We start from the raw sequence: 19,928 nt of genomic DNA on the forward strand, positions 1-19,928 counted from the left end.
CTGGGATCTTTCGTCTGGTGGGAAGTCGAAGAAGTTGTCGGAACCGAGCGTGCTGAGGATTATGTTCTGCTGTCACCGCTCAAAGGACCGAATGGGGATCAGACGATTGGACGCGCCAATGGCGGCGGCCCGGGACGCGGATCTTTTGTGATTACCAAAGAGAACAGCAATCCGGAAATCACTATGCGCTGGGTAGACCAGCAGTTTGAGCCTTACATGGCTGCCTAAATCCACTGGGGTCCGCTGGATATCGTGTACAAGAAGGACGAAAACGGAAAACTGGTCAATTTGCCGCTTCCTGATGGCGCATCTGCAGGTGAATTCCGTCAAAAGGTGGCACCGGGATCAGGCGCACCTGGCATTATTACTTTCGATGACTTCGGAAAAGTTGTAGATATGGAGCCACGGGCCCAGCAGCGTGCCAAGGATTTGGAGCAATACTACAACCCTTATATGGAAAAGGAGAACTATCCGAATATCTTCTTTGAACCGGAGGAATTGGATAAAATCAACAAAATCGAGCCTGAACTGATTAAGTATGTAAACACCCAAAGAGGAAGATTTATTGTTGATGGCGGTGCAGATGCCGAATGGGACAACTATCTGAAGACACTAGATAAAATGGGTCTGAAGGAACTAATGGAAATCTATCAAACCGGCCTGGATCGTTATAACGCAAATCTGAAAAAATAAATAAATAGATGATAGGTGGGGAGAAACTGTGCTTGATGTTATCGCTATAGGAGAAGTGCTGATAGACTTTACTCCGGCTGGCCGTTCAGCAGGGGGTAACGAGCAGTTTGAATGCAATCCGGGAGGGGCTCCGGCTAACGTGGCCGCTGCACTATCCCGATTAGGTGCCAAATCTGCTCTCATAAGCAAGGTCGGGGAGGATCAATTCGGTTCCTTGCTGCACAACACCCTGCTAGGCAGCGGTGTGGATGTGTCAGAAGTTTCTTATACGAAGGAAGCAAGTACAACGCTGGCCTTTGTCCATCTGGATGACCAAGGAGACCGTTCGTTCAGCTTCTTCCGGAAGCCGGGAGCAGATACCTTCTTGCAATCGGAGGATGTCCCGCTTGAGCGGATTGAGAGCTGCAAGGCACTTCATTTTGGCTCATTGTCCATGACCCATGAACCCGCCCGTACGGCAACCAAGACGGCAGTGCTTAAGGCTAAGGAATCCGGAGTTTTGCTCTCATTCGATCCTAATATCCGGTTTGCGTTATGGAAGAGCAAGGAAGAAGCCAGACAGAATATTTTATGGGGTATGAATTATGCCGATATTCTGAAAATATCGGAAGAAGAGCTTTCTTTTATCACGGGGACCAGCGATGTTGAAAAAGGCTCACTAGAGCTGCAGCAGCAATTCGATATCATGTTGATTGTCGTCACTTTAGCAGATAAAGGCTGCTATTACCGTTTGGCTGGTCAGGATGGGTATGTGCCGGGGTTTAAGGTTAAGGCGATCGACACGACAGGAGCCGGTGATGCTTTTCTGGGCTGCCTGTTATACAAAATCCTCGAAAACGGAAGTTCTTTGCACGAACTAACCAGCCAGCAAATGATTAGTATGCTGACCTTTGCCAATGCCGGCGGAGCGTTAGTAACCACACGGAAGGGGGCTCTTGGGTCCATGCCGACGACAGATGAGATTACCCGGATGATAGAGTCCAGTCAACAGAATAATGACGATCGTTTCAGACCGGGGTTTCATTTCTCACCCCCCGCTAACTGGGCTAATGATCCAAACGGATTAGTCTATTATGAGGGAAGCTATCATCTCTTCTATCAATATCATCCATATAGCAATAAATGGGGTCCAATGCACTGGGGCCATGCTATAAGTAAAGACCTGGTGCAGTGGCAGCATGAGCCTGTTGCTTTGTTCCCGGATGAGCATGGAGCTATTTTTTCAGGTTGCTGTGTAGTGGACTGGAAGAATAGCAGCGGATTGTTCGTAGATTCCCATGGACTCGTCGCGATCTTTACCCATGCGGATACCCATCCGGAAACCGGCCAGCCGCGGCAGCGGCAGAGCTTGGCGTACAGCAGCGATAAGGGACAGACCTGGCACAAGTATGACGGGAATCCTGTACTCGCCGAGGATGATCTGATCGACTTCCGGGATCCGAAGGTGTTTTGGCATCCGCAAAGCGAGCGATGGATTATGGCAATTGTTGCGGGAGACCACGCACGTTTCTATTCATCTCCCAATTTGCTTGAATGGACGCTGACCGGTGAATTCGGTAGAGGAGAAGGCTCCCATGACGGTGTGTGGGAATGCCCGGATCTGTTTGAGCTGCCGTTGGATAACACCGGTCGTACCAAATGGGTACTCATTATTAGCATTGGGGACAATCCGAACTGTCCGGAAGGATCACGAACGCAATATTTTATCGGGGAGTTCGACGGAAATACGTTTATTAATGACAATCCGGCCGATCATGTCCTGTGGCTGGATCATGGCAGAGACAACTATGCGGGGGTTACCTGGTCGGATATCCCTGAGCAGGACGGACGCCGGGTAATGATCGGATGGATGAGCAACTGGAAATATGCCAACGAGACCCCTACCGGTTCCTGGAGAGGTGCCATGACGCTTCCCCGCGTATTGTCACTGGCCAGCAAAGACGGAAATGTAGTTCTGACCCAAGCACCTGTCCGGGAAGTCGAACAGCTGCGCAAGGAATCCATGAGCTGGAATGGAATCACAGTTACTCCGGCAGCCCCTTTTATACAGAAACTGAATGAAGATCTGCTGGAAATCGAAGCGGATATCGATCTCTGCTCCGGTAGTGAGGTTCATATTGGGCTGAAATCCTCCGGGCTGAGTGAGATTGTTATCGGATACGATCCTGCTAAGGAGTGGCTGTTCATCGACCGTTCCAATTCAGGGGTGACGGATTTCCACCCTTCATTTGCAAGCAAGCACGGTGCCAAAATGGTTTCGAAGAATGGAAAGATCAAGCTGCAGGTCTGGGTGGACCGTAATGCGGTGGAAGTGTACGCAGATCATGGAATGGTGGTATTGACAGATCAAGTTTTCCTTGATGCTCCAATGGATAGAGTTGAAGTAAGTACACAATCAGGAGAAGCTGTATTATTGGATTCACTTCATATTCATACGCTTGAACCGATCCATATTCTAGATGGAGGGAGGAATGAGGCATGAGCCGTATGAACGGCGACCAAGGATTGATGATGCACTGGGCCTTTGATGAAGGCAGCGGAGCAAGCGCACTGGAGAGCGTATCCCAGGTCCGGGACGAGATACAGTCTGTATTTAATCAAGCAGCGTTTACCGAATGGTCCGGTCCGCAGTGGAGACAGGGAGTATCGGGAAGCGGCCTTCTGTTCGACGGTTATTCTACCGCTATCGTCCATCCGGTCCATGAAGAAGAGACGGGAGGCGGGCAGAAGCCCCTATCGGCACATAGTATCGGGGTATGGGTAGCTCCGCGCTCCTACGACTTAGGCCATGAAGGCAAGCTGACTGCCATAGTGAACCGCCACAATATGGAGCGTAAGCAGGGTTATCTGCTTGGCCTGTTCCGGCACGGCTCCTGGTCCTTCCAGGTCGGGCTGGAAGGAGGAGAGTGGAAGGAGCTATGGTCACCGGATGGTTATGAACTGCCCAAGAACGAATGGTCATACGTAAATGCTGTGTTCGATGGCAACGGGGGCGAACTCAAGCTGTATTTGAACGGGAGTGAAATTGCTTCAACTGACTTGCCCCGAGGTTCCATTATTGCAGAGGCAGCGGGCACGGAGCTGCTCATCGGCAAGAATAATCACAGCAGCCTGCTGGCGGGAGTCTTTAGCCTTCAGATGTTCAGCGGGATCCTCGATGAGCTGAAGATTTATAACCGGGCCTTAAGTGCAGAGGAAGTGGCTGCTTCTTACCGGCAGGTGCTGGATTCCGGACATGGAGGTGCCCGGCCGCAAGTGCCATATGACGAGATCAGGCTGGACCGGACACCACTGCTGTCGGACCGGCATAGACCGCAGTATCATCTCAGCCCGCCTGCTCATTGGATGAATGAACCTCATGCGCCGGTTTATTTTGACGGGCAATATCATTTGTTCTATCAGCATAATCCGTTGGGTCCGTTCTTTTATCATATCCATTGGGGACATTGGGTGAGTAAGGATCTGGTCCACTGGCGTGATCTCCCCGTAGCCCTGGCACCTGATAAAGATCAGCTGGCACCCGACGGAATCTGGTCGGGAAGCGCGACTTATGATGCAGACGGCCTGCCTGTCTTGTTCTTTACGGCGGGAAATGACAGTGCTTCACCGAATCAGAGTGTTGCGCTTGCCAGGAGCACTTATTCTCAGGATGGAGACCCGGATCTGGTTAAATGGATTAAACATCCGGAACCGCTCATCGTACAGAAGAAGGGAATGGGCGCATTCGGAGATTTCCGCGATCCTTTCGTGTGGAAGGATGAAGACGGATGGTATGCACTGGTCGGTTCGGGGATTGAAGGCGGTGGCGGAGCCGCATTGGCATTTGAATCACAGGATATGCTGAACTGGACGTACAAAGGGTCATTCTTTGAAGCGGATATTCAGCAGTTCCCTTATCTTGGGCCTATCTGGGAGCTTCCTGTATTTCTTCCCCTTGGCAGTGACAAGCAAGGTGTGAGCAAGTATCTCCTGCTGGTCAGTCCTGTGGGAAAAGGCGCCGATGTCGAGGTGTTCTATTGGATCGGACAGCTGGATAAGCACAATCTGTCCTTCCTCCCGGATCAGGAGGAACCGCAATTGATTGATGTCGGTGATTTCCATTTTACCGGTCCTAGCGGCATGGTGGATCCGAAGACGGGCAGAAATATCATCTTTACAATCGCGCAGGGTGACCGCACATCCGAGCTGGAATACCAATCGGGCTGGGCCCATAACGGCGGCTTGCCGTTAAGCGTGTATTTGCGGGAGGATGGACGGCTGGGCATCGAGCCGGTTCAGGAGCTGCAATCGCTGCGCGGCGAGAAGCGGTTATCGTTCCGGGACAAGTCATTGGCCGAAGCAAATGACCTCCTCAAGGCTGTTCAGGGTGATATGCTTGAGATTCAATTAGAACTGGAGCGGGGCAGTGCCCGGCAGCTCGGAATCAAGGTCCGCTGCACACCGGATGGAGAAGAAGAAACGCTGCTGTATTATGATTTTAATGAAGCCATGCTCCTGGTCGACCGGACGAAAACGACACTGCATCCGCTAGAAAGGTGCAGAGGGATTCAAGGCGGTAAGCTGGAGCTTTCGGGAGAGAATCTGAAGCTTCACATCTATTTGGACCGCTCCATGGTCGAAGCCTATGCCAACGGATTGAAAAGCCTGACGACCCGTGTGTATCCGAGCCGTAAGGATGCCCTGGGGCTGGAGATCTGGGGAGATGGAGAACCGTTAATTAAATCTATGGAGATATGGAATATGCAGTCCATTTGGTAGCAGAAGCGCTTTGGCGCTTCTTGCCATTTGGATCGGAGAAATAACACTACGGAAAATTTGTATCCCTCTGATTGGAAGCGCTTTATTTGATTTCTCTCCTTTCCTAACTCTTATCTATTCGTCCTTGTACAAGGAGAGCATCTCGAAATTAGATATAAGGAGGCTCTTGAATGAGAAAAGCTAAAGGCAGAAAACCCTGGATATCCAGAATGGTGATTGGGGTTATGGCTCTCCAGCTTGTTGCTCCCGGAATCCCGGCTTCGGCTGAAACAGATTCTAGGATTGGAGACATGAACATTCCAAAGGCAAACGCGGGATTGTCTGTTACGGATACGGTGTATCAGGTTCCTGGAACCGATGCGGGATTGTCAGCTACAGATGCGGTTTATGGAATAGTGAATCCGGGATTTGAAACAGGAGACCTGACAGGTTGGACCGTTGTCAAAGGGAATGCCTTTGGTCCCAATAGCGTATCAGAGGAATCCACCTGGTGGGCGGAACAAATCCCGTATAACCAGGAGGGCACTTATCACTTAAACGGCTGGAAATATGATGAGGCTGCGACAGGTGTGCTTCGTTCCAGTATCTTCGAGCTGGGCGGCAGCGGCTGGATCAGCTTCAAGCTTGGCGGTGCGAAAAACCCTGACAAGGTATATGCAAATATTGTGGAATCTGATACAGGCCAAGTGATTGCCAGATATGGAAATACCGCTTTTGCCGACGTTGGCTTTCCTAATCCCGCTCAGGGTATGCGGCTTGCCAACATGGTGCAGTATAAGGCAGATCTTTCCGGGTATTTGGGCAAGAAGCTGTATGTAGAGATCGTAGATAATGCAACCTCAGATTGGGGATTAATTTTTGCGGACGCATTCTTTATGTACCATGAAACAGAGCCGGCAGAGGGCATTGTTGCCACGGATATCAAGCCGGATTTCAAGCGTTACCAGATAGACAATCCAAGCTTTGAAACCGGGGATCTATCGGGGTGGACGGTAGTGGAAGGTGAAGCCTTCGGTCCAAACAGCGTATCGGATGAAACCACATGGTGGGCAGAACATATTCCTTACAACCAGGAAGGCGCCTATCATCTAAACGGCTGGAAATATGCCGAATCTGCGACAGGCGTGCTTCGTTCCAGCACCTTCGAGTTAGGAGGAACGGGCTGGATTACCTTTAGACTAGGCGGAGGGAAACATACGGATCAAGCCTATGTGAGCGTCATCGATGCGGATACGGGAAATTTGATTGCCAGATACGGCAACAGCGAATTCAGCGATACCGGGTTCCCGGATCCGTCTCAGGGCCTGAGACTCGCGAATATGGAACAGTATAAGGCCGATCTGTCCAAGTATACCGGCAAAAAACTGTATCTGGAGATCGTCGATCATGCGACCTCGGATTGGGGGCTGGTTTTTGCGGATGCCTTCAATACCTTCAATGAAATCGTACCGGATGAAGGGGTTATGGCAGACAATATTATCCCGACCGAAATCACGAATCGCAGTTTTGAGACAGGAAACTTTGAAGGCTGGACGGTGGAAGGGAATGCCTTTCAAGTGACCGATGAAGCTGTGGCCGGCAAAGATGGCAGCTTTTATGCCAAGTCGTCCATGGAAGGGCAGGGCTCCATAACCTCCAGTGCTTTCACACTTCAGGGAAACGGTACGGTGAATTTTACTGTGCTGGATATCGTAAATCCGGAGGAGGCCTACGTCGCACTGTATGATGCCGGCACTGATGCGCTGCTTGAAAAGACCGGAGATGTCAGTGCGAATCAGCAAATTTCCTGGAATGTGTACGAGCATTATAATAAGAGACTTTATATAAAGGTAACTGATCAATCCGCTCAGGCCCGGATTTCCGTTGATGCTTTTCAAGCTAACGGTATGGGGAACATCTTTTATATGAATTTTGATGAAGGCGCGGGAAAGAAGGCGCTTGAGGAAGTAAGCAATCTGGAACATGATGTGAACTATGTCTTTAACAACGCCAGATATATGGCTTCAAAGGATCCGAGATGGTCTCCGCGCGGAGTCAAAGGCGGCGCCTTATTGTTCGATGGCTACTCGAATGATGTTGAGGTCAGTGCAAAGGATACTATTCCTGTAAGTGATGCGTTAACGATCGAAGCCTGGGTCGCCCCGCGCAGCTACGAGTGGGGAGACGGAAACAAGCTGTCTGCGATTATAAACCAGTCTGATCAGGATAAGGCGGAAGGTTTCGCGCTTGGCATGTACCGGCACGGCACCTGGTCGATGCAGGCTGGGATAGGAGGGCAGTGGATTCAGGTCTGGGTAAAGGATCATCCGCTTGAGAAATACAAGTGGAATTACGTGGCTGCTACGTTCGACAAAAAGGACGGATTGGTTAAGTTGTATCTGAACGGTCAGGAAGTAGCTTCCCAGGCTACTCCGCTCAACGTTCCAATCACATCCTCTTCAGCAGATCTGCTGATCGGAAAAAATAATAAGCCGGTAGAGCTCGCAGGCCTGTTCTCCTTCAATATGTTCAGCGGACTCATCGATGAGGTGAAACTGCAGAACAAAGCGCTTACGGGTCCCGAGATCCTTGCTGAATATGAAACTGTAAAGACGCTTCACGGCGGTGCGGTTCCAGACATTCCAAATGGCGATATCGATGAGGACCCCAGTGTGTTCGACGGTGATCAGCACCGTCCGCAGTACCATGCCATGCCTCCGCAAAACTGGATGAATGAAGCGCATGCGCCGATTTATTATAACGGCCAATATCATTTGTTTTATCAGCATAACCCGCAAGGTCCATACTGGCATCAAATTCACTGGGGACACTGGGTGAGTGACGATATGGTGCACTGGGAAAATGTAAGACCTGCGCTTGCTCCCGAAGCGGGCACCCTTGATCCGGACGGCACATGGTCAGGCAGCGCAGCGTATGATCGTAACGGTAATCCTATTCTGTTCTACACCGCCGGCAATGACTCCCTGTCACCGAACCAAAGAACAGGGCTGGCGACTCCGGCGGATTTGTCCGACCCGAATTTAGAGCAATGGGTGAAATATCCCGAGCCGGTAACGGAGCAGAACGGAAACGGCATCCATAACGAGTTTCGGGATCCGTTCGTCTGGTATGACAAAGAAGTGGATAAATGGTATCAGTTAGTGACATCAGGACTGCCTGATTTCAGCAGCGGCACGGCTCTGGTATATGTATCTGACGATATGTACAACTGGGAGTATAAAGGGCCTTTATATGTAAGCGACAGAAGTCTTTATCCGGAGCTGGGTACGGTATGGGAGCTGCCGGTATTATTACCCGTAGGCAAGGATAGTACAGGCAAGCAAAAGTATATCTTCATGATCAATCCACATGAAAAGCCGGAGCAGGTTCCGCCGGCAAATGATGTGCAAAGAGATGTGGAGGTGTTTTACTGGATTGGAACCTGGGATAGAGATCACTTCAAGTTTATCCCTGATCAGGAGGCACCGTCCAAAATGGATGTGGGTGACGGCTATCTAACCGCAGAGAGCGGTATGGTCACACCTGACGGAAGAACGGTCGTTTACTCTATGGTACAGAATGTAAGAACGCCGCAGGCTGAATATCAGGCGGGATGGGCACATAATCTGGCACTGCCGGTTTCTCTAAGCCTGGATGAGCATGATGAGCTGCGCATTGAGCCGATTCAGGAGCTGCAAAGTCTCCGGGGGACGAAGCTGGCTGATTTTACAGACAAGAACCTGCAGGCTGCCAATCAGCTGATCCAAAATGTCAAAGGCGACATGCTGGAGATTATCATGGAGATTGATCCGGGCGAAGCCCAGAAATTCGGTCTTAAGGTGCGGCGCTCTGATAACGGCCAGGAGGAAACGCTGATTTATTATGACAAGACGAGTGGAACCTTCAATGTGGACCGGACGAAGAGCAGCATCGATCCGGATGTGCGCGTGGATGGCATTCAAGGCGGATACGTGGATCTGGACGGAGAGAACTTAAAGCTCCATATTTTCCTCGACCGTTCGGTGGTTGAAGCCTTTGCCAATAATAAGAAAAAGCTGACAACCCGCGTTTACGTGGGCAGATATGATTCCTTGGGCTTGCGGGTCTGGGCTGACAACGATATTACGGTCAAGTCGATGGAAGTATGGAATATGAACGCCTTGACGGGTGAACCGGCTGCTCAGGTTGATGTGCCCGATAATTGGGACAATTCGGTGTATACCGATATTACAGATCTGCCTAATCATGATTTTGCTGCAGGAGACTTATCAGGCTGGAAAACGGAAGGAGACGCCTTCCAGGATATCCATGTGACCGATGCCCAGTTTTTCTGGGACACGATCTATTTCAATCCGTCGCATAAAATTCCTGGCGGCTATCATTTGTGGGGGTTCAACGAGGAAGCCGGCGGCGACAGCTTAACGGGAACGTTAAAATCTCAGAATTTCGTCCTTGGCGGGAACGGTAAGATCAACTTCCTTGTCAGCGGAGGGCGGGATATCGATAAGCTGTATGTTGCACTGGTCCGGGCATCGGACGGAAAAGAGCTGTTTAAAGAGACCGCCACGAATTATGAGGAGTATCAGCGGAAGATTTGGGATGCATCGGAGTATCTCGGCCAGGAGCTATACATCAAGGTGGTTGATCAATCCACAGGCGGTTTCGGACACATTAACGTCGATGATTTCAATGTGCCGGTTAAGGTGCAGAATCCGTCTAACCCAACCGACCCGACTGATCCAACCGACCCAACCGGTCCGACCGACCCAACGGATCCCACTACACCCGTCCCAACGAATCCCACTACACCTGTCCCAACCAGTCCGCCGGGTAACGCTGTGATCCCTGGAAGTATACCGGATAGTCAGAGCAGCTTATCGTTTGAAATGGCGGCGGGGCAGCGGCAGGTGCTGTTCCCGGTGACAACGGCGGCAAACGACGGAAAGAATGCCCTGAAGATTACACATAGCGGGGCCGAGGTGGAAATTCCCGCAGAGGTATTGAAGGATCTGCAGGGGCTGGTTTCCAAGGAGGAGGTTGAGCATGCGAAAATCTCTTTTGAACTGGATACCTTATCCGCAGTTCAGCTCAAAGAACTGCTTGAGCGCACCGGGCGCAAGAATAAAGCGGAAATATCCGCTATCGGAGAAGTCAATGACTTCAAGCTGTCTATTGTAAAAGCCGATGGAACTATCGAGCAGCTTAAGAAATTCTCCAAGCCGGTAACAATCAGGCTGAGCACAAAGGGGAATTCCCGCCAGGATCTGACGGGCATTTATTACATCGCCGAAGATGGCACTCTGGAGTACCTGGGCGGAACCTTTTCAAGCGATAAATGGACGGCGAATGTGAACCATTTCAGTACCTTTGCCGTCCTCACCTATGACAAGTCGTTTGATGATGTTGATGCCTCTTATTGGGCCTATGACGTGATTAAAAGGATGGCTGCGAAGCAAATTGTGTTAGGCGTAAGTGAAACGGCATTCGCTCCGAAGCAAGACGTGACAAGGGCTGAGTTTGCTGCCCTGATTACCCGTGCATTCGGAATAGAAGCTTCGAGCCCGGTTACATTCAAGGATGTTGATCCGACCAAAGGCTATGCTTCTTCCATTGCTGCAGCGTACGAAGCGGGAATCGTAACCGGAAGAAGTATAAATACCTTTGCACCTGAGGAAACGTTAAGCCGCGAAGAAATGGCGGCCATGATTTATAAAGCGTATCTGTTTCATACACGACAGAATGCCGCCGCTGAAGAAATGAGTAACTTCAAAGATGCCGGTACCGTTAGCGGCTGGGCGGCTAATTCGGTCGCTGCAGCACAGAAGCTTGGCTTAATCAGCGGCCGCGGAAATCAATTATTCATGCCGCATGAACAAGTAAACCGTGCAGAAAGTGCACAAATCATTTCGCTTTTGCTTGATAAAGTAAATCAATAACTGGTGAGGAGAAGGTATGTTTAATGAAGGAATTTTTTTATCGTCCGGAGAACGCCTGGGTAGGGGATGTTATTCCCTACTATGAAGACGGAGAATTTAAACTCTTTTACCTGCATGGCTGGAGAGAGAATTACCGGGAGGGGATGGATCACGGCTGGCATTTACTTGGAACAGAGGATTTCGTGAATTTCAGGGAAGACGGGGCCTGCGGGATCGAAGGCGGGACCGGACATATTCTCAAGGTGGATGATGTCTATCATATGTTTTACTGTATTTTTCCTGAAGGCAAACAGTTCGCCTGCCATGCCATCAGCAAGGATCTGCGGTCATGGGAGCCAGTCCCTGAAGACACCTTTGGTCCGGATGGGGAAATTTATGAACTAGCTGACTGGCGGGATCCCTTTGTATTCTGGAATGAGGAAGAAGGGCAATACTGGATGCTGATCGCAGCCCTGAAGAAGGGGCCGACGAGCCGTAAAGGCTGTATCGGTCTGCTGTCGTCCACAGACCTCAAGCAATGGGAATACAGGGAACCGCTATACGCACCAAACCTGCATGTAGGAGCACACGAGTGCCCGGACTTGTTCCGAATGGGGGACTGGTGGTATCTGATCTATTCTTCTTATACGGGACGTTTCGGCACCTTTTACCGGATGAGCCGTTCTTTGAACGGACCCTGGATGACTCCGCAGGAAGAGGCGTTTGACGGACGGGCTTATTACGCGGCTAAGTCGGTATCCGACGGCCAGAAACGTTATTTGTTCGGCTGGAATCCGACGAAAAATGACGATCTGTTCGGCTGGAACCCACCGGAGTCCACCGGCAAGGATTACGATACTTGGGACTGGGGCGGCAATCTGATTGTGCATGAAATCTTTCAGCGTCCGGATGGTACCCTGGGCGTAAAAGTGCCCGAAACGGTTGACTCCGCCTTTGATGAACAGGTGTCCGCAACCTTTGAGGGAATCGCCGGAGACTGGTTAATTTCGGATAACCTGCTTCGCTGTGAATCTCCTTATGCCTTCGCCGGTTGTATCTCGCAGGAGGATCTGCCTGGATTGTGCAAGGTTTCTGCAGCCGTACGATTCTCCGGGGCGACCCAAGGGCTGGGTTTTATGATACGGGCTGAGGAAAGTCTGGATTTTGCCTATTACCTCACGCTGGAGCCCCAGCGCAGCCGGATCACCTTTCGCGGACCGGTTATGCAATCAGAAGAAGGGGGCAAAACCTTCCCATACGAGGTGGAGCTGGAACGCCCGTTACAGTTACTGCCGGAACAGGAATATGAACTGAAGATATTCATTGATGGCACCATTTGCGAAATTTATATCGGCGGGGAGGTAGCGATGAGCGCCAGAATGTACGATATTCAGCATGGAAAGCTTGCCGCGTTCGTTAGTCAGGGTACAGCGGAGTTTAGCGGGGTCAAGATCGAAAGGGTATAAGGGAGCTGTCCCGTTGCAGAGAACTCTGCAAACGGGGCAGCTTTAGTTTTAAATCAGGAATAGTTTAGAACGATGCATAATTCCCCCATTTACAGCAAATACCAACATGAGGGGGGTGCTGCATGGAACAGAATACAACCAATAAACTAGAAGAGCCAGAAATGCTGTATCCGGATCTTGCGTACAACATAGAACGGATGCAGCTGGAGTTCCTGAATTGTTCAGATATTATGTACCGGAATTGCAGCATCGGGGGACTAAACCGGGCGACACTCATTTATGTGGACGGGATGTGCGATGTCCAGGCAGTGGATGAATTTGTACTGCAGCCGCTGTTTGAGCATTTCCGTAGAAGCTCTATGGTGGATGAAGGCAGAGAGGTTGAGCTTAAAGGGATTTTTATTCCGACGCTGAAAATTCGCATTGTATATGAAACGAAGGAAGTCATCAAAGCAGTCTTACGCGGTGAAACGGCAATATTCACGGAGGGAAATGCCTTTGTGATGCTGGCCGATTTGATCAAAATGGAGAAACGTGCGATAGAGGAAGCCACCTCGGAAAAGGTTGTCCGCGGTCCGCGGGATGCGTTCATGGAGACGCTGCGGACGAATACCTCGCTGCTCCGGCGGCGGCTCCGTTCCTCCAAGCTGAAACTGGAAAGTATGACGCTGGGGAGTCTCAGTGAAACGGACATAGTGATCGGCTACATGGAAGGCATTGTGAAGGAAAGTCTGGTCAAAGAAGTGAGAGCCCGTCTGCAGAAAATTCAAATTGACGGAATCCTTCATTCCAGCAATATCGAAGAATTTATTGAAGATGATGTGTTCTCGCCTTTTCCGCAGATTCAAAATACGGAGCGGCCCGATGTAGCGGTCTCCAGTCTGCTTGAAGGCAAAGTCATTATTATCACGGACAATACGCCGTTTGTCCTTATCGTGCCGATGACCTATTGGTCCGGTCTGCAGGCTGCAGACGATTATACCGACAGATTTATGTATGCTACCTTTGTGCGCTGGATTAGGTATACTTTTGTGCATACCTCATTGCTGCTGCCTTCCTTGTATGTGGCATTGACCACGTTCCATCTACAAGTCATACCTACGCCGCTTGTGGTCAGCATTGCATCTGCACGAGAGGGGGTTCCCCTGCCGGCTGTTATTGAGGCGCTCATTATGGAGTTTATTTTTGAGGGCCTGCGCGAAGCCGGACTGAGGCTGCCCCAGCAGGTAGGCCCTGCGGTCAGTATTGCCGGAGCACTTGTTATTGGACAAGCTGTCGTAGCTGCGGGGATTATATCCACGCCCATGGTAATTATCGTTTCACTGACAGGAATCGCTTCTTTTGCTTTTCCGTTGTATAACCTGGGAGCAGCCTACCGGATGCTCAGGTTTCCTTTGCTGGTCGCAGCCGGAATACTTGGCTTCTATGGAATTGTTCTATTTCTTATTGCACTATCGGTACATATGGTAACGCTGAAGCCCTTTGGCGTGCCTTACATGGCCCCTTATGCACCCATGTCGACCGGCAATCTGAACGATGTGCTAGTCCGTGCACCTAAACCCAAGATGCGCAAGCTGCTGCCTTGGCTGGCCAAGGGCAAGTCCGAACGCTTCCCCAAACGTACCAAATAATAGGGAAGGAAAGGGGAAGGGGCGTATGTTCAGGAAAGTAATAGTGATATCTGTAGCGCTATCGCTGGTTCTCACCGGATGTTGGGATCGTCAGGAATTGAATGACCAGGCGATTATTCTGGGCTGGGGGATGGATCTCCTAGAGGATGGGCGATATCTGGCGACAGCCAACCTGGTGCTTCCGCTTGCTTCCAAATCGGGAGGGCAGCAAGGCGGGGAACAGGGGGGCCGTTCCGGCTTCATGACGGAGAGTGCTTACGGCAAAAATAACAGGGATGCTGAACAGAATATGCAAAGAAAGTTATCGCGGGTGCTGTTCCCGGGGCACCGGCGGAACATCTTTATCGGGGAGAAGCTGGCGGAGCAGGGTGTTTTTTCTATCCTGGACGAGTATGGCAGAAGCCCAATGGTCCGCCCGAGGGCGAATATTTTTGTCGTCAGGAAGGGAACTGCGCAGGAGGCGATGAGCCTGGCTTACCAATTGGAGACCAATCCGGCGGTTGCCGTGCAGAAAATTCAGGAAAAGAGCGGGGCACCGATCAGCCGGTCACTGCTGGATTTTTTTATCTCCGCCAACGGGACCGGCTGTGGAATAATGCCTGCTCTCACCATCTTGCCGCCCGAAGTGAAGATTGACAAAAAGAGTAAAAATGACAGCCCGCCGCAAACGACGCTCGGCTTATACGGGGTTGCTGTTTTTAATGAGCAGCTGAAGCTGGCAGGGTATCTGAAATATGATGAATTCTGGGCAAGACTCTGGATTACGAACCTGCTGGCATTCCGGACCTTTACTACAATTATCAATGATGTGGATGCGGATAAACCAGGCGGGGCGGTAGAAGATGCCCTCTCAGGAGCATCCAGGGGGAAAACGGTGACTGTCACTGTGGACAGCTTCAAGAGCGATATTACGCCTATATTCAGCGGAGGCCTGCCAAGGTTTCGAATCCTGCTGAAAGGCAAGGGGTATATTGAAGAGAATAACTCACCGCTGAATCTCTCCAAACCGGCAAATGTAAAAAAAGTAGAAGCCCGGATGAATCAATATCTTGCAGAGGAGATCCGAAAAGTCGTCACGAAAGTTCAGAAGGACTTCAAATGCGATATCTTTGGGCTCGGAGATACGATTCACCGCCGTCATCCTTACCGTTGGAAGAAGCTTGCGGCTGACTGGGAGACGATCTTCCCGGAGGTTGATCTGGATATCACCGTAAAGCTAAATCTGACCGGAACGGGGCTTACAGGAGAATCCCTGCTTCCTAAAAGAGAAGGCGGTGAAAAATAGATGAAGATCAATAACCGGCAGCTGTTCTGGATGATCTTGATGCTGGAGATCGGAATCAACCTGCTGATCACGATGACAGCGACGATCCAGAGTGCCAAGCAGGATTCCTGGATCTCCTATATTCTGGCTGGAGTCATGGGGCTGGTCATTACTTATGTTGCCGCCAAGCTCAGCTCCCGGTATCCCCGGCAGACCTTGATAGAGTATAGCGTGGCGATTCTGGGAAAATGGGCCGGTAAGCTGATAGTCATCCCTTTTTTCCTTCAGTGGTTCTGGGTGATGAGTCTGATTCTGCGTGACGAGTTCTTATTCATCCGCTTGAATGTCCTCTATAAGACACCTGCCTGGGTGATTATCGGGACCATGATTGGCGTCGTATTCTATACAGTGTACCATGGAGGGATTGAAGCCATCGGCAGGGTCAGTGAGCTATGGGGACCCATCCTGATGGTTATTCTTGTGCTCACTTTTGGTTTAACCGCCAATAATCTCAACTGGCCGATGCTCCTGCCTGTATATGCAGATACCGGGCTCGGGCCTATTGTGGAAGGAGCGCTTGCACCGGTGTCACTGCTGGGCGAGGCTGTCCTGCTCATGATGCTGTTCCCCTTTGTGGAGCATCCCGGAAAAGAAACACGAAAGGCGCTGCTCCTGGCAGTAGCCTTCTCCGCGGTACTGCTGCTGCTTGGCGTTCTGTGGGTCATTATGACCTTCGGTCCGGAAGTAAGCGGACGGCTGCAATTTCCTTTTTTTGAGATGGTTAAGCTGGTCTATCTGATGGAGTTTATTCAGAATATGGATATTTTTGTGATGGCTGTGTGGCTGGTTTCTATCTTTGTTAAGCTGTCCATCGTCATGTTCATTACCAGCTATGGAGCCGCACAGTGGACCGGAAAGATCCGCAGCTGGAAAAAAGTTCTCTGGGGCGTGGCTCCGTTAACGTTCATCCTCACGTTGCTGGTGATTACATTAAACCCTCCAGCCGGACTGCTGTTAAAAAGTGTCTGGATCAGATACGTGCTGCCGGTGAATATGGTTGCTATTCCGTTGTTTCTCTTGGTAGTATCTTCTATAAGGAAGAAAGTGAAGCGACAGTAATAAAATTAGCTTTAACTGAAAGTTTAACTAAACGGGCTCTATGATTTAACATCCCTTTAACATGCTTCATATGTTCGCGTGATATAACTGAAACAATTGGTTATAAGAGGAGAAGATTAGATGAAGCTGAGTAAAGAGGAGAAATCATGGATTCTGTATGACTGCGGCAATTCTGCGTATTCAATGGCAGTAACTACGGCGCTGCTGCCGATTGTATTTGGCATGTTTACGAATGTAGACAGCAGTATGGATTTGGGCTACTTTAATTCCATTGCGAGTATCTTAGTAGCGATTCTCAGCCCGATTTTAGGGACGATAGCGGATTATAAGGACCGGAAGAAGCGCTTCTTTATTTTTTTTGCTGCGGTCGGCGTGCTGGCTACGGCTTCACTGGCCTTTATCTCACCGGATAGCGGGCAATGGCAGCTGCTGATTGCTTTTTACATTCTGTCAGCGATCGGGTTTGCCGGGTCCAATATCTTCTATGACTCCTTCCTGGTGGATATTACAAGTGACGAACAGATGGATAAGGTATCAACAAGAGGATTTGCGTTCGGTTATATCTTCAGTGTCATTCCTTTCGGGATCAGCCTGCTGCTGATATTTGTAATGGGGATGGACAAGGCTGTCGGTTATCAGATCGGGTTCATCATTACCGCACTCTGGTGGGGATTGCTAACTGTGCCTATGATCAGGGACGTGAAGCAGAGATATTATATTGAGCCTGAACCTAAGCCGATAGTGAACAGCTTCAAACGACTGGCCGTCACTTTTATGAACATCCGCCAGCACAAAATTGTATTTGTATTTCTGCTCGCCTATTTCTTCTATATTGACGGAGTGGATACCATCATCAAAATGGTGGTGCCTTATGCCACTTCCGTTCTGGGCACGGACGCTCTGGATACTTTTACGCTGCTGGGGATTCTGCTTATTATCCAGATTATTGCGTTTCCGTGCGCGATCCTCTACGGCAATCTGGCCAAAACCTACTCCGCCCGGAGGATGATTATTGCCGGAATTTTCACCTATATTCTCTCCTGTATCGCAGCTTTCTTCATCACCTCAGTGTGGCATGTATTTATCCTGGGGGCGCTGATTGGATCGGCTCAAGGCGGAATTCAGGCACTTAGCCGGTCGTATTTTGCCAAGATTATTCCGAAGGAGAATTCCAATGAATTCTTCGGGTTTTATAATATCTTTGGCAAGTTTGCGGCCATTCTCGGCCCTGCGGTGATGTCACTGACTACGACGCTTACGGGCGAAGCCAGCTTTAGTATTTTAGCGATTATCCCGCTGTTTCTGATAGGCTTCTTCATCTTCATCACTTTACCAAAGGGGAATGACTATCGGATCGACGACTCTATGCGCACAAAAAGTCAGGACATTTAGCGTGTACATTCCCCTCTTTTGATCTATACTATACCTATACAGGTATAGTAACTAAGAGGAGATGAACAGATATGGAATACAATTATCCCGATGAAATCAAAACACGTTTACGGAGAATTGAAGGACAGATTCGCGGCGTGCTGCGGTTAATGGATGAAGGAAAGTCCTGCAAAGAGGTAGTTGCGCAGCTGTCTGCTGTCCGGAACGCCTCCGACAGAGCACTAGCTCAAATCGTTGCGGAGAATCTCCAGCATTGTATTCTGGAAGAACAAGCTAACGGTAACTATGATCCCGGTAAAATGGTCAAAGAGGCCGTAGAGCTGCTTGTTAAAAGCAGATGATTACAAAGGCTGTACCCATTCAGTATAGAGCTCAACATACGAAGAACCTTGAATACTCAGGGTTCTTTTTTTGATGGCTGATTGTGAATGCCCGTGATCAGAAAATCGAAGGTTGAATAGGTAACCACATGGCGTTATAATACCTATAGGGGTATATGTAGATATGCAACTACCGTTCCATCCTGCACTACATTCAATTCATCCAAAAGGAGAGCAAATATATGGCATTTCAAATTCCGAAAGCAGTTACACCTCAAGCACTATCCGAACAAATGAAGCAAGGCAAGTCACTGAATCTATTGGATGTCCGGGAGGCGGCGGAATGGCTGGAAGGACATGTAGAAGGTGCCAGGCATATTCCACTAAGCCAGTTGATGGAACGGTGCGGGGAACTGGATCCTGCGCAGGAGGTTATCATTATGTGCAGAAGCGGAAGCCGCAGCGGCCTGGCATGTGAGCTCCTCCATGAAAAAGGATATAAAGTGGTGAACATGACGGGTGGTCTGAACGCATGGACCAGCAGATTGGTTCGGGATTGAGGGGGAGCTTTATGATCGTAAATGCAGTCATTCATAAGTACATTTTCTGACCATAGGCATATGATGATTTATAAACCTTTGGAGGGAATGAAGTTATCATGTTCTATTATCCCAGACGGTATGAAGAATATGCTGTATACCCTTATCCGGTATACCACAATCCATACTACGGCAGTATGTATCCACCTGATTACCCCCCGTATCAAGATTTCTCGACGTTGAAGCATGAACGTAATTATGCAGTAAAAGACTTTGGCCCACAGCCCTTAGTAATAAACATTGAGGCGGCAACCAAGCATAATAAGAACTACCGTACAACGCTATGGACAGGAAGACATTTGCAAATGACCGTAATGAGTATCAACGCAGGTGAGGATATCGGTCTGGAGATCCACCCCGCCACAGATCAATTCATACGTATTGAAGAGGGGCAAGGCCTAGTGCAAATGGGAGATCACAGAGATCAATTGGATTTTAGAGTTGTCGCCAATGCTGATGATGCTATTCTCATCCCTGCGGGTAAATGGCATAATCTCACCAACTTAGGGACTATACCGCTAAAGGTGTATGTAATTTATGCCCCTCCTGAGCATCCACACGGTACTGTTCATAAGACCAAAGCAGACGCTATGGACAATAGAATAGTGCTCTAGTTCTATCAGGGTATAAGCCAGATCACTTTGTCAGTGATTTGGCTTTTTTTGTTTTGCGTTCGCGGGTGGAAGTGTAAGGAGTTGAAGGTTAATGAAATTGTAAAATAGAGTAAAAATATAGTAAGATTAGCCTTATGTTATATAATATTCGATCCCCTTCATCCACTCATCTTTATTA

At 49.6% G+C, this 19,928-nt stretch carries 11 protein-coding genes and 1 pseudogene; all 12 read left to right on the top strand.

Features of this window, described 5'->3' with window-relative positions; translation table 11 throughout:
• Positions 1-693: pseudogene (locus AQR02_RS33715) on the top strand (type 2 periplasmic-binding domain-containing protein); the annotation flags it as partial.
• A gap of 28 nt (positions 694-721) precedes the next feature.
• Entirely contained in the window at positions 722-3,175 is a 2,454-nt protein-coding gene (locus tag AQR02_RS07660) for a PfkB family carbohydrate kinase (protein ID WP_054940069.1), read from the top strand.
• Positions 3,172-5,451 carry a GH32 C-terminal domain-containing protein gene (locus tag AQR02_RS07665; protein ID WP_054940070.1) on the top strand — a complete coding sequence of 760 codons (2,280 nt, stop codon included), beginning with the start codon at positions 3,172-3,174 and terminating at the stop codon, positions 5,449-5,451. Before AQR02_RS07660 ends, AQR02_RS07665 begins: the two co-directional genes overlap by 4 nt.
• 170 nt (positions 5,452-5,621) lie before the next feature.
• Complete coding sequence (locus AQR02_RS33720; RefSeq protein WP_082451718.1) at positions 5,622-11,366, top strand: S-layer homology domain-containing protein; 5,745 nt, start codon at positions 5,622-5,624, stop codon at positions 11,364-11,366.
• 23 nt (positions 11,367-11,389) lie between these two features.
• Complete coding sequence (locus AQR02_RS07675; protein WP_054940071.1) at positions 11,390-12,811, top strand: glycoside hydrolase family 32 protein; 1,422 nt, start codon at positions 11,390-11,392, stop codon at positions 12,809-12,811.
• A 122-nt stretch (positions 12,812-12,933) separates the two neighbouring features.
• Positions 12,934-14,442: a spore germination protein gene (locus AQR02_RS07680; protein ID WP_108721983.1), complete on the top strand. Its 1,509-nt coding sequence runs from the start codon at positions 12,934-12,936 to the stop codon at positions 14,440-14,442.
• Positions 14,443-14,467: 25 nt separating this feature from the next.
• Positions 14,468-15,727, top strand: coding sequence for a Ger(x)C family spore germination protein (locus AQR02_RS07685; RefSeq protein ID WP_054940072.1), 1,260 nt, complete (start codon positions 14,468-14,470; stop codon positions 15,725-15,727).
• The gene (locus AQR02_RS07690; protein WP_054940073.1) at positions 15,728-16,825 is read left to right on the top strand and encodes a GerAB/ArcD/ProY family transporter; all 1,098 of its coding nucleotides are present in this window, start codon (positions 15,728-15,730) and stop codon (positions 16,823-16,825) included.
• A gap of 120 nt (positions 16,826-16,945) precedes the next feature.
• The gene (locus tag AQR02_RS07695; RefSeq protein WP_054940074.1) at positions 16,946-18,217 is read left to right on the top strand and encodes an MFS transporter; all 1,272 of its coding nucleotides are present in this window, start codon (positions 16,946-16,948) and stop codon (positions 18,215-18,217) included.
• 71 nt (positions 18,218-18,288) lie between these two features.
• Positions 18,289-18,558: a metal-sensitive transcriptional regulator gene (locus tag AQR02_RS07700; RefSeq protein WP_054940075.1), complete on the top strand. Its 270-nt coding sequence runs from the start codon at positions 18,289-18,291 to the stop codon at positions 18,556-18,558.
• 221 nt (positions 18,559-18,779) lie between these two features.
• Positions 18,780-19,097, top strand: a complete 318-nt coding sequence (locus AQR02_RS07705) for a rhodanese-like domain-containing protein (RefSeq protein WP_054940076.1) — start codon at positions 18,780-18,782, stop codon at positions 19,095-19,097.
• 98 nt (positions 19,098-19,195) lie between these two features.
• The gene (locus AQR02_RS07710; protein WP_054940077.1) at positions 19,196-19,750 is read left to right on the top strand and encodes a cupin domain-containing protein; all 555 of its coding nucleotides are present in this window, start codon (positions 19,196-19,198) and stop codon (positions 19,748-19,750) included.
• The last annotated feature ends 178 nt before the right edge of the window (positions 19,751-19,928 follow it).

This window comes from Paenibacillus ihuae, from assembly GCF_001368795.1.
GTDB classification, from domain to species: Bacteria; Bacillota; Bacilli; order Paenibacillales; family Paenibacillaceae; genus Paenibacillus_AQ; species Paenibacillus_AQ ihuae.

Coding starts and splice junctions, on each gene's coding strand:
- AQR02_RS07685 (WP_054940072.1), top strand. CDS start 14,468: ATGTTCAGGAAAGTAATAGTGATATCTGTAGCGCTATCGCTGGTTCTC.
- AQR02_RS07700 (WP_054940075.1), top strand. CDS start 18,289: ATGGAATACAATTATCCCGATGAAATCAAAACACGTTTACGGAGAATT.
- AQR02_RS07710 (WP_054940077.1), top strand. CDS start 19,196: ATGTTCTATTATCCCAGACGGTATGAAGAATATGCTGTATACCCTTAT.
- AQR02_RS07690 (WP_054940073.1), top strand. CDS start 15,728: ATGAAGATCAATAACCGGCAGCTGTTCTGGATGATCTTGATGCTGGAG.
- AQR02_RS07665 (WP_054940070.1), top strand. CDS start 3,172: ATGAGCCGTATGAACGGCGACCAAGGATTGATGATGCACTGGGCCTTT.
- AQR02_RS07680 (WP_108721983.1), top strand. CDS start 12,934: ATGGAACAGAATACAACCAATAAACTAGAAGAGCCAGAAATGCTGTAT.
- AQR02_RS07695 (WP_054940074.1), top strand. CDS start 16,946: ATGAAGCTGAGTAAAGAGGAGAAATCATGGATTCTGTATGACTGCGGC.
- AQR02_RS07705 (WP_054940076.1), top strand. CDS start 18,780: ATGGCATTTCAAATTCCGAAAGCAGTTACACCTCAAGCACTATCCGAA.
- AQR02_RS33720 (WP_082451718.1), top strand. CDS start 5,622: ATGAGAAAAGCTAAAGGCAGAAAACCCTGGATATCCAGAATGGTGATT.
- AQR02_RS07675 (WP_054940071.1), top strand. CDS start 11,390: ATGAAGGAATTTTTTTATCGTCCGGAGAACGCCTGGGTAGGGGATGTT.